Source organism: Pseudoalteromonas sp. 11L1, from assembly GCF_055397545.1.
Window position 1 is genome coordinate 2,418,770 of record NZ_AP041141.1, and the last position, 11,749, is coordinate 2,430,518.

Here is an 11,749-nt window from a genome sequence, read left to right on the forward strand (position 1 = left end):
CATGGCTAAAGATTTTATATTACCTGACATTGGTGAAGGCATTGTTGAATGCGAAGTAGTCGAATGGCTGGTGCAAGAAGGTGATACAGTAAAAGAAGATCAGCCTATTTGTGATGTGATGACAGATAAAGCCTTAGTGCAAATTCCTGCGGTACATGATGGGGTGATCACTAAGCTACATTGCAAAAAAGGCGATATTGCTAAAGTACATGCGCCGTTATTTGCAATGGATGTTGCCGGGGAAGCACCCAGCGAAAAGACTGAAACATCATCTGCACCAACATCTACTCGTGAACACTTAGAAGATTTTATCTTACCCGATATTGGTGAAGGTATTGTTGAGTGTGAAATTGTAGAGTGGTTAGTAGCAGAAGGCGATGAGATTGAAGAAGACCAAGCTGTTTGTGATGTAATGACTGATAAAGCGTTGGTACAGATACCGGCTAAATATACCGGTACTGTACAAAAGCTATATTATCAAAAAGGTGAAATTGCCAAAGTACATAGCCCGTTGTTTCAAATGACCATAGCAGGTCAAGCCGCAAAAGAAGATGTTGATGTTAATCAAGCGGTCGTAAAAGCACAAAGCAATGCAACTACCGATTCACCGGCTAAACAAACACAACCACAAACTGCGATTGTTAACGAAAAAGCAGTTGCCTCACCTGCGGTTAGACGTAAAGCGCGAGAGCTTGATGTAGATTTAACTTGCGTACCAGGCAGTGGTAAAAATGGTCGTATTTATAAACAAGATATTGAAGCGTTTATAAAAAATGAAGTGCCATCTGGTATGGATACTTCTGAGCTTAATAAACCACAAGCTTCTGAGAGTAAAAAAACCAGCAGCACTGAACATGTAACGAGCACAGGTGGAACGCGAACAGAAGCGATTAAAGGTATTAAAGCGGCCATGGCTAAACAAATGGTAGCGTCGGTTTCTACTATTCCACATTTTACCTACAGTGATGAAATTGACTTAACTGATTTAATTGCACTTAGAACTGATCTGAAAGAGCAATATAAAGCTCAGGGCGTTAAGTTAACTATGATGCCGTTTTTTATTAAGGCGTTATCGTTGGCAATGAGTCAATTTCCAGTACTTAACTCAAAAGTAAATGATGATTGTAGCGAAATTACTTACTATGACGATCATAATATTGGGGTTGCGGTAGATTCTAAAGTGGGCTTATTAGTGCCTAATATTAAAGCTTGTCAAACTAAAAGCATTGTAGAGGTTGCTAACAGTTTAACTCAGCTTACTGATTCTGCTCGCGAAGGGCGAGTTGCACCTGATGATTTAAAAGGTGGCACTATTAGCATTTCTAACATTGGTGCGATTGGCGGCACTATTGCAACGCCAATCATAAATAAGCCAGAAGTCGCGATTGTTGCACTTGGTAAATTACAGCACCTTCCACGCTTTGATCAGCAAGGGCAGGTGGTTTCACGTGCAATTATGCAAGTAAGCTGGTCAGGTGATCACCGTGTAATTGATGGCGGCACGATAGCGCGCTTTAATAATTTATGGAAAGAATACTTAGAGCAGCCAGCTAAAATGATGATGGCAATGCGCTAATCTTTTTCATTAAATTATTAATATAAATAAATAAAACCAGCTAATTAGCTGGTTTTTTATATCTTGAAAAGTAAATTAATTCAATAAAAGGTAGTTCAATTTAGCTGAAAAAATACAGTCCATAACCCACTAATAACGCCGGAACTGCGGTATATAGTGTGGCAATAATGGCCGCTCTGGGTGCCATAGCAATGGCAGGGAAAAGCGCATCGCCATCGTTGGAAATAGCGTTCGCTGCTAAAGCACTAAACGGTATCACACCTTGAATGTATAACGTGGTGACAATGATTTGCGGTCCACAACCGGGTAAGAAGCCAATTAATACCGCAATTAAAGGTGCTAAATAGGCATAATTTAAAAACCATGTTTTTAAATCAAGACCAAACACGCTCACCAGTAGTTCAAATAACACAAAGGAGGCAACCACCCACGCGGTTACAAAATGAGTATCTTGCAGTACTTTTGTTATTTTTGAAGGCGGACTGCATACATCATCTTCTGAGGTCACTTCCTTGTAGCTTTCACCTTTTGATGATAGCGCCCACATAAACACCACAAACAATGCCATTAATGCGCCAAAAAAACTGACCGCATTTACTACATGATTGCCAAATTGGCTTAAATCAATATTAAACGCCAGTACAAAAGCAATCACTAATCCAGGAATAATAGCAATTAACCAAATAGGCTTGCTCAACTTTATTATTTTGGTTGGCAATACAGTCACTGGTTGTGTTTGCTTTTGATTGGTAGGGCATAAATAACCTGTTTTATGCAGTTTATTAACCAGTAAGCCTGTTAGCGTTCCAACGACTAAGCCTATTGCCATTATTGTTAAGCCGTCAGTAGGGCGGGTAGCTAATAATAAAAATGCGGCATCACCCATTGTAGCCGTTAATACCGCAACAATAGCCCCAAAGCTGGCTTGTCCCTTAGTAAATTGGGTAACCACAATGATTGCACCACCACAGCCTGGCAGCATTCCTAAAAATGCAGCAAAGCTGACCTCTAACACAGGAGACTTAGCATTTAGATAACGAAGTTCTAGTTGGGGTAAATGATCAATCGCGTAGTAGTAAATAAATAGGGTCGCAGCAACAAACACACTGACTTGAAAAAAAGCATCACTGAGTGCAGTGATTGTTATAGTGCGTAAGCTGGGCAGGGCTAAACAGACTAAAATTAACAGGGGTAAAATTAGGCGTTTATTTTGATGAAAAACACGTTTTGCAGCTGGCGAAATAACTCCTAAATGTTCTGTTAAAAACATACAGTACGACCTAATTAAAAAACTAGATCGCACTGTACTATTTTATTAAATGATAATCAATATCATTTGAGTGGTTGCTTGAAAACGCTTATTTACGTTGAAACTCTGAGTTTTCATTCCAAGTAGGCCATTGAGTTTGCTGTGAAATATCAAAACCTACTTTATAAAATAGTTGTAAATCTTGAACCGCACCTGATAAATCCCACTCATCACGATATCTATCACAAGGCTGGTGGTAACAACCGCGCAATACTAAACTCATACGCTTGCGATAATTAGCCGTTTCTTCATCAAACGCTTCTGAACCACCACCAGCATACATAGCAGGTACGCCCATATTGGCAAAGGCAAAGTGATCAGAGCGGTAGTACCCACCTGAAGATGGCTTAGGGTCGCCTGATACTGTTCTGCCTTGCTCTTTTGCAGCAGTAGCTAATAGCTCATCCATTTGCGATTTACCAATACCCACCACACTAATATCTTTTACTTTTCCTAATAGGTTTAAGCTATCCATATTAATATTAGCAACGGTTTTATTTGCCGGAATAACCGGGTTAGCGGCGTAATATTTTGAGCCAAGCAAACCTTGTTCTTCAGCGGTTACCGCTAAAAAGGTCATAGAGCGGTCAGGGCGTTTACCTAGTTTAGTAAAGGCTTCAGCTACTTCGATCATACCGGCTGTACCTGTCGCATTATCGTGGGCACCATTATAAATTTGATCGCCTTTACGATTTTTATCCGTTCCTAAATGATCCCAATGCGCAGAGTAAATAATATGCTCATCTGGCGTTTTACTACCAGGAAGAGTGGCAATAAAGTTATAAGATACCGATTTTTTGATGGTATTTTTTACATTCACAGTGGCAGCTAAATCGCCCATATCTACATGGTAAGCGCCTTTAGCTGCTTCTGCTTTAGCAGTATCAAAATCAAGGCCTGCTTTAGTAAATAGCTCTTTTGCTACATCAACAGTAACCCAACCTTCAACAGCAACACGATCCATGTTGTTATTATCTTTTACAAAACCAAACTGCTCGCCACTCCACGAGTTTTCAACTACTGACCAAGGGTAAGACGCCGGTGCCGTTTCATGAATGATAATAGCGCCCGCTGCACCTTGACGGCTTGCTTCTTCGTATTTATAAGTCCAACGGCCATAGTAGGTCATGGCATCACCGGTAAATAAATCAGGATCTTTAGTTGCAAAACCAGGGTCGTTTACCAGCATTACGACGGTTTTGCCCTTAACATCTAGGCCTTCGTAATCATTCCAGTTATATTCAGGTGCGTTAACACCGTAGCCGACAAATACCAGCTCTGAATTTTCAATTCCTTCTTGTGCACTGATGCGGCTACTACCCATAACCATGTCTTTTTTGTATTGGTAGTCTTTACCGCCAATATTAAGCACCATGTCAGAGTCTGCTTCTAATGATACAAGCGGGACTTCTTGGAAAAAACTATCACCATTACCCGGTTCAAAGCCCAATGCAGTAAATTCTTTTGTTAAGTAGTCAAGCGTGAGCTTTTCACCTTTAGATGAAGGAGCACGACCACCAAATTCATCAGAAGCTAACACTTTTACATGCTTTGCAATTTCATCGGCTTGAATGCTGTTATAGCCTTTCGCGACATCGTCAGAAGTGATACTTGTTGTTGCACAACCCGCTAGAATCGCTGTTGTGATTAAGGTCAAAGAAAAATAACGTTTCATATTGGCTCTTTTTTTGTTCTAAGTGGCCCTAGTATATGAACTTCTGTTAATTAGAACCAGTTTTTGCGGTAAACTGTTAGGGATAAAAATGTACAGTAAAGGTAACAATGAAGCGTTTTACTCCCCCAGAACAATTTCAAGCAACGAGCCTAAACACAGGAGCATTTGCTCACTTACGTCAGCTGTTTAAAATTCATCAACAAACAGACTGGCCAGAACCTGCGTATTTTGCCCCGTACTTAAATGCCATAAACGCAAATAATCTGCCCATTCGTTTTGTCGATGATGCAAAGGTTGACTTTTCTGAGCGCTATTATGAACAAGTTATTTTTGAAACTGGGGAAGTACCTACTCGCCAGCAAAATTGGCATGATCTGTTTGGTGGTTTTATTTGGTGTTTATTCCCAAAAACAAAAGCTCTAATCAATCAGCGTCATGTAGATGAAATAGCAGTGCATGGTTTAAAACAACGCAGTAAACATCGTAACGCATTAACCCTGTTTGACGAGTGTGGCGTAGTTTTAGCTATTAGTGATTCAAATTGGAAAGCATGCTTAAGAGACCACCAATGGAAAACAGCATTTATAATGCATAGAGAGCAGTGGGGTAAAACTATAGCGCCATTCATGTTTGGCCACGCTAATTACGAAATGTTGACCAAACCTTATATTGGGCTCACAGGAAAAGCATTATTTGTGAATGTACCCGATGAAATATTTTGTAAAGATTTAGTAACTCAGTACCAGTACCTAGATCAGCGACTTTATGAGATGATTAAAAATGATGATTGTTTAGCCGATAATAAACAGCTTTCACCCTTACCCTTATTAGGTGTTCCTGGTTGGTTTGAGGAGAATAACAATTCATCATTTTACGACAACACGGACTATTTTAGACCGAAACGAAGGACACGAAAATGATAGAAGTCACAGCGCTTAAGAAGAAGTTTAAGCTCACTAAAGATCATAAAAAAAATAAAACAGATGAAGTAGACCCACGCGAAGATAAAGACTTTTTTCACTCGGTTAAAAATGTCAGCTTTAGCTGTGCTAAAGGCGAAGTGCTGGGGCTACTGGGCCCTAATGGTGCGGGTAAAACCACCACCTTAAGAATGATTTCAACCGCTTTAAAACCGGATGATGGCAGTATTACTATTGCCGGAAATGACATAATTAAAAAGCCACTCATTGGGCGTAAATCTATTGGGTTTTTGTCTGGCTCTACTGGTTTATATGGCCGTTTAACGGTAAAAGAAAATATCGAATATTTTGCAAAGCTACATGGCATGAGTAAGCAAGCGATCAAGGCACGTTGTGAAGAGTTATTTACCTTACTCGATATGCATAAATTTATTGATAAGCGCGCTGAAAACTTATCAACCGGTATGAAACAAAAAGCCAATATAGCGCGTGCTGTGGTGCATCACCCAGACGTTGTTATTCTTGATGAGCCAACTACCGGGCTTGATATTATGACCACGCAAACAGTAATTAATTTTATTAAAGGCTTAAAAGCACAAGGAACTCCGGTTATTTTCTCAACGCACCATTTAGATGAAGTTGCACTTTTATGCGACCGTGTAGCGGTTATTAATGAAGGTGTAAGTTGTTTTGATGGCACGCTCGCTGAATTTAAACAAGCGGGTAACAGCGAAGAATTGAACCAAGCGTTTATGAACATATTAACGGAGAAGCAAGATGTTTGAAGTTTTTAAAAAGGAATTAACAGAGCTGCTACGCGATAAAAAAACCTTGTTGTTTGTTGTGGTATTTCCGATAGTGGTTTTTCCGTTGTTATTTGCTGTGGTTGCGTTTATCTCTTCTCAAGCTGCGCTTGATGCAGAGCAAAAGGTAAATACCTATGCAATTATCAATGGCGACTTTGCCCCAGAATTTACTGATAAAGTGTTTTATCATAAAAGCTTTGAATTATATAAAGGCGATAAAACCTTTAATAGTGTTGAGGAGCTAAAAGCAGGGGTAACTGCTGGCGATATCGACATGGGGATATACTTACCAAGCGACGCAGTACAAACATTAGATGATAAAAAGCAAAGTGAATGGCAAGTTGTATTTAATGATTCAAAATCAATTAACTTCTTATTTGAGCGAGTAAAAGAGCTTGCTAAAGAATACAGCGATACACTTCAAGAAAGTAAACTATTAAGTTTTGGTATTGATAAAAGCGCTCAAGAATCTATTTTAAAGCCAATTAATGTGATTAAAGTAGATACAGCAGACAAACGTGAAAACTTAGGTGAAAAAGTGGGTGGGTTTTTACCTTATTTACTTATCCCGCTAGTGCTAATGGGGGCAACTTACCCAGCAATTGATTTAGGCGCCGGCGAAAAAGAACGTGGCACGTTAGAAACCTTACTACTTACGCCAATTACCCGTACAGAGTTAGTATTGGGTAAATTTATAACACTGCTTACTACCTCAATCGCATCAACTACTATCACCGTGATTAGTATGGGGTGTTGGATAGCATTAGCACTCGCATTTGCTGATCTAGAGTTTATTAAAGCCGCGTTTAGTACATTAGGTATTACAGACTTGCTGATGATTTTTGTATTGTTATTACCAATTGCAGCTATTTTTTCTGCATTAGCATTGGCTATATCAATCTATGCACGTTCGTTTAAAGAAGCGCAAAATTACATGACGCCATTAAGTATGGTGGTATTTTTCCCAATTATTATCTCCATTATGCCTAATATGGAACTGACCGCTAAAACAGCCTTTATTCCGGTTACTAACGTCGCCTTAGCGATTAAAGAAATTATTAAAGGCACAGTCGATTACACGCTGGTGGGATTAATATTTTTGGCTACGGCACTGATAGCTGGTGCGCTACTAGCATTTTGTGTTAAATGGTTTAACCGCGAAGACGTGTTGTTTAGATAACCATCTAAATTGCAAGGTATATAAAAAGGTCGCACAGCGACCTTTTTTTATAAATTATTAATTATGAGACAGTGCTATTTGCTTAATTTAAGCTCTGTGTTTGAAGATTACTAGATAAGCAATCAATAAAAAACCGCTGTATGAAAAACCATACAGCGGTTTTTTAATTAACTTTAAGCTTATGCGTTAAATTGCGCTTTAATAGTTTCAATTGCGCTATCAATATCTATCATAAGTTTTTCACCGGTGCGACGGTTTTTAAGTTCTACCTTATTCTCATCAAGGTTACGCTCACCAATGACAAGCGTGTAAGGTACACCAAGTAATTCCATGTCGTTAAACATAACACCAGGGCGCTCTTTACGGTCATCAAATAACACGTCCAAACCTGCATCTTTTAAACCTTGATAGAGGTTATTAGCAATATCAGGAATACGATGCGATTTATGCATATTCATTGGCACAATTGCTAAATCGAAAGGAGCTATGGTTTTAGGCCATGTAATACCGTATTGATCGTTATTTTGCTCAATAGCTGCAGCAACAATACGTGATACACCAATTCCATAACAGCCCATAGTCATTATTTGGTTTTTACCTGACTCGCTTAGTACACCTGCTTTTAATGCTTCTGAGTACTTAGTACCTAGCTGGAAAATATGACCCACTTCAATACCGCGCTTAATTTGTAACGTGCCTTGGCCACATGGGCTAGGATCGCCTTCTACAATATTACGGATATCAGCAACTTCGTAGTTTGTTACGTCGCGATCCCAGTTAATGCCACTAAAGTGCTCATCATCTTTGTTGGCACCGGCTACAAAATCAGCCATTACATTCGCTGTTCTATCAACAATAATAGGCATGTTTAAGCCAACAGGCCCTAAAGAGCCTGGTTTTGCGCCAATGGCAGCAACAATATCTGCTTCGGTTGCCATTTCAAGTGGAGAATCAACCAGTGGATGCTTTTCAGCTTTAAGTTCATTTAGTTCATGATCGCCACGTAGTACTAATGCAACTAGGCCGCGTACGCCGTCTTCATTAGGGGTACCGTAAACCACTAATGTTTTAACACCGCGATGGGGTTTTACGCCATAGTGTTTTTTAAGCTCATTAATTGTTTTTGCATCAGGCGTTGGGAATGCTTTTAACTCTTTGCTTGCTTGTGGGCGCACTTCAGTTGGCGCTAATGCTTCGGCTTTTTCAATATTAGCGGCATAGTCGCTGGTATCACTAAAAGCAATGGCGTCTTCGCCAGATTCAGCAAGTACATGGAACTCATGCGATACACTACCGCCAATAGAGCCTGTATCTGCAATTACTGGGCGGTAATCTAAGCCTAAACGTTCAAAAATATTACAGTAGGCTTTGTGCATTACTTGATACGTTGCATCTAAACATTCATCGGTTAAATGGAATGAGTAGGCATCTTTCATAGTAAATTCACGGGCACGCATAACACCAAAACGTGGGCGGCGCTCATCACGTACTTTAGTTTGTACTTGGTACAAAGTAATTGGTAGTTGTTTGTAGCTGTTAATTTCTTTACGAACAAAATCGGTGATCACTTCTTCATGGGTAGGGCCCATAGCAAATTCACGATTATGACGGTCGGTAAAGCGCATTAACTCAGGACCAAACTCACTCCAGCGGCCAGACTCTTCCCATAAATCAGCAGGCTGAATAACAGGCATAAGCATTTCAATTGCGCCGGCTTTATCCATTTCTTCGCGTACTATGTTTTCTACTTTTCTTAGCACACGTAAGCCAGAGGGAAGCCAAGTGTATAAACCCGAAGCGACGCGACGGATCATTCCGGCTCTAAGCATTAATTGATGCGAGACAATTTCCGCATCGGATGGCGTTTCTTTAAGTGTAGCGAGTATATATTGACTAGTACGCATGTTTTTTCCGAAATAGAGTGATATGTTCTTTTAATTAAGGCGCTCAGTTTACCAGCGGTTGCATTGACACTAAAGCGCTAAGTGATTTTTTATCGAATTTTATAGCCATAGCAGGGCTTTAAAGTTAGCTTAACTGAGCTCAATATGAGTAACCAGATGATGAGAATCAGTCACTTGCCAAGTAATATTGTATTCATACAAATTCATACCATAGCTTTGCACGCCTTGTTTTTGCTTTTTGTAGGCAGGGCGTGGATCTTGTTTTAGCACATTACTAATAAACGCTTGTAGCTCAGGGTAGTGGCTTTGTTTATTTATAAATTCTAAAGCTTGCTGGCTAAATTCAACACTCATTTGAGTTTCTGGGCGCGTATCTGCAAATCCAGCGCTTGCATCCGGTAATGAGTCTGAATAGGGTAAATAAGGCTTTATATCTACAATGGGCGTGCCATCAAGTAAATCAATACCGGTGAGCAATAACGCTAACTGACCGTTCTTGTATTCAATTCCCTCTAACTTTACTGCACTCATGCCAATGGCATTTGGACGAAAAGTTGCTCGAGTAGCAAATACGCCTTTACGCTCATTACCGCCAAGGCGCGGCGGGCGCACCATTGCTGAATAGCCTTTATCAGCAGTTTCATGAAAACGAAATAACAGCCAAATATGGCTAAATTCATCTAATCCGCGAACAAACTCTTCACGATTAAATTCTTTGGCAAAAATCAGTTTGGCTTTAGCCTCGGGTACTAATCTAGGTTGCCTAGGAATGGCAAATTTTTGTTTATACGGAGATTGAATATGGCCAATAGCCGAAATTTGATAATCGCTCATAATGCTCGGTTATAGAAAAAATAGAGCGTTATTCTACCTTTTATTGACGTTGCTGGCATTAGCTTAATTTGGTGGGGGATTTTTAGACTGATAGGTTTAAATGTGAAATAAAAAAGGTAAGGCTAAAAATAGCCTTACCTAACGTTTTAATAATTGAGCTATTATTAAAACATGTATTGGAATGATACTGACGCAACATCCATTTCTGGATCAATATCATCTTCTAATTCATAACGCTCATACTCTAAACGCACTTGCATATTGGTTGTAAATGCATATTCAATACCTGCACCGTAAAACACGTCGCCGCCATCTTGAGATGCGCTGATGCTGCCAACCGGTAGTTCTTGAGTAACGTCTGCATCCCATTCAAACCAACCACCTTTTGCATAAACAGAAAAGTCTTCAGTAATAGGCGCTGCAAAACGTGCTGCTAACGATACGCCATCAATTTCAGCTTTGCTGTCTATATCACTCACTTCATCAAAATTTAGATAGGCAAGCTCAAGACTTAAATGTTCATTAAATTGGGTACCAATGTAACCTTTTAACATTTGCGCGTCGTCATCAAAGTCGGTGTCGTTTTCGCTATCTTCAAACTGAAATGAATATTGGCCATAACCAATACCAGTGTAAATACGCGGAGAGTCCATGTCGGTAACATCAGCTTGTGCCGCTGAATTAAAACCCAGTGTTGCTAAAGCAAGTGCAGAAAGAGAAAGTGTTTTAATCATTATATAGCTCCTTTAAAAAGTAATATCGATGAATTATTTCATCAAACGTCGATTTACTAATTGCAGTGAGCGTGCCAAGTATTATTTCGCATAATATTTGGCCTTTATGTGTGTTTGTTGAGCTTTTTTGTTTTTTTTGGCACGCAAAACAATCAGGTGTTCAGCGTGCAGTTAATCCATAAAAATTAAAAATTGTAGCTTTTACAAGTTGTTGTAGTTTCTACATACCTATAAAAGCAACTAAATTAAACTTTATCTAACAAGTTTTCTGTTTCAATGGCTATTTGTTTCATTTTAATTGCGTAGTTCTCAAGCTTTTTGTCTTCGTCGGTAACTGATTTAAATTCTGGTACCGCCACAGGGTAACCCGTTTCATCCATAGCAACAAAGCTAATAACACAGTGATTGGTTTCAACTAGGTTTTGCGTTTTCGGGTCGCCACAGCGAACTTGAATAAAAATTTGCATGCTGGTTTTGCCGGTGTGTGCAATTTTTGCTTCAACCTCAACAATTTGGCCAACTAGGATAGGGCGGCTAAACTTAACGCCTGCAACCGATACCGTTACACAGTAGTGGCCGCTCCAGCCCGCAGCACAGGCATAACCCGCTTGGTCAATCCACTTCATGACCACACCGCCATGCACCTTACCACCAAAATTTACATCGGTTGGCTCTGCTAAAAAACGAAAAATTACACTCGACGACGCCATAACACACTCTCATTCATTCATATTACTTAACAGCATAGCGCAAAAAAGGGGCCGAAGCCCCTGCAATTTAGGATAAGTTTATAATTTCTATAGAAAGGTTG

The 11,749-nt window shown here is 39.7% G+C and carries 10 protein-coding genes; 4 read left to right on the top strand and 6 right to left on the bottom strand.

Annotated features, from left to right (window positions below):
- The first annotated feature begins 1 nt into the window (after nt 1).
- Complete coding sequence (locus ACZ5WS_RS11375) at nt 2-1,576, top strand: dihydrolipoyllysine-residue acetyltransferase (RefSeq protein ID WP_464708673.1); 1,575 nt, start codon at nt 2-4, stop codon at nt 1,574-1,576.
- Between the two features lie 100 nt (nt 1,577-1,676).
- On the opposite strand, the gene ACZ5WS_RS11380 is transcribed toward ACZ5WS_RS11375, so the two are convergent.
- Entirely contained in the window at nt 1,677-2,846 is a 1,170-nt protein-coding gene (locus tag ACZ5WS_RS11380) for a putative manganese transporter (RefSeq protein ID WP_464708674.1), read from the bottom strand.
- A gap of 88 nt (nt 2,847-2,934) precedes the next feature.
- Nucleotides 2,935-4,560, bottom strand: coding sequence for a M28 family metallopeptidase (locus ACZ5WS_RS11385; protein WP_464708675.1), 1,626 nt, complete (start codon nt 4,558-4,560; stop codon nt 2,935-2,937).
- Nucleotides 4,561-4,667: 107 nt separating this feature from the next.
- Here ACZ5WS_RS11385 and ACZ5WS_RS11390 point away from each other — a divergent pair, with 107 nt between their 5' ends.
- From ACZ5WS_RS11390 to ACZ5WS_RS11400, 3 genes are read left to right on the top strand one after another with little or no spacing between them, the layout of a single operon-like run.
- Nucleotides 4,668-5,480 (top strand): DUF3025 domain-containing protein, encoded by an 813-nt coding sequence (locus tag ACZ5WS_RS11390; protein WP_464708676.1) that lies wholly within the window; start codon nt 4,668-4,670, stop codon nt 5,478-5,480.
- Nucleotides 5,477-6,265: an ABC transporter ATP-binding protein gene (locus ACZ5WS_RS11395; RefSeq protein ID WP_010390097.1), complete on the top strand. Its 789-nt coding sequence runs from the start codon at nt 5,477-5,479 to the stop codon at nt 6,263-6,265. Before ACZ5WS_RS11390 ends, ACZ5WS_RS11395 begins: the two co-directional genes overlap by 4 nt.
- Nucleotides 6,258-7,466 (top strand): ABC transporter permease, encoded by a 1,209-nt coding sequence (locus ACZ5WS_RS11400; RefSeq protein WP_464708677.1) that lies wholly within the window; start codon nt 6,258-6,260, stop codon nt 7,464-7,466. Before ACZ5WS_RS11395 ends, ACZ5WS_RS11400 begins: the two co-directional genes overlap by 8 nt.
- A gap of 179 nt (nt 7,467-7,645) precedes the next feature.
- On the opposite strand, the gene ACZ5WS_RS11405 is transcribed toward ACZ5WS_RS11400, so the two are convergent.
- The 4 genes from ACZ5WS_RS11405 to ACZ5WS_RS11420 all read right to left on the bottom strand — a co-directional run bounded on the left by ACZ5WS_RS11405 (nt 7,646) and on the right by ACZ5WS_RS11420 (nt 11,648).
- On the bottom strand, nt 7,646-9,370 hold the full coding sequence (locus ACZ5WS_RS11405) for a proline--tRNA ligase (protein WP_464708678.1): 1,725 nt from the start codon (nt 9,368-9,370) through the stop codon (nt 7,646-7,648).
- A 129-nt stretch (nt 9,371-9,499) separates the two neighbouring features.
- Nucleotides 9,500-10,204: a tRNA (N6-threonylcarbamoyladenosine(37)-N6)-methyltransferase TrmO gene (gene tsaA / locus ACZ5WS_RS11410; RefSeq protein WP_138569690.1), complete on the bottom strand. Its 705-nt coding sequence runs from the start codon at nt 10,202-10,204 to the stop codon at nt 9,500-9,502.
- A gap of 164 nt (nt 10,205-10,368) precedes the next feature.
- On the bottom strand, nt 10,369-10,938 hold the full coding sequence (locus tag ACZ5WS_RS11415) for an outer membrane beta-barrel protein (RefSeq protein WP_054200983.1): 570 nt from the start codon (nt 10,936-10,938) through the stop codon (nt 10,369-10,371).
- Between the two features lie 245 nt (nt 10,939-11,183).
- Entirely contained in the window at nt 11,184-11,648 is a 465-nt protein-coding gene (locus ACZ5WS_RS11420; protein WP_008113812.1) for an acyl-CoA thioesterase, read from the bottom strand.
- Between the last annotated feature and the right edge of the window lie 101 nt (nt 11,649-11,749).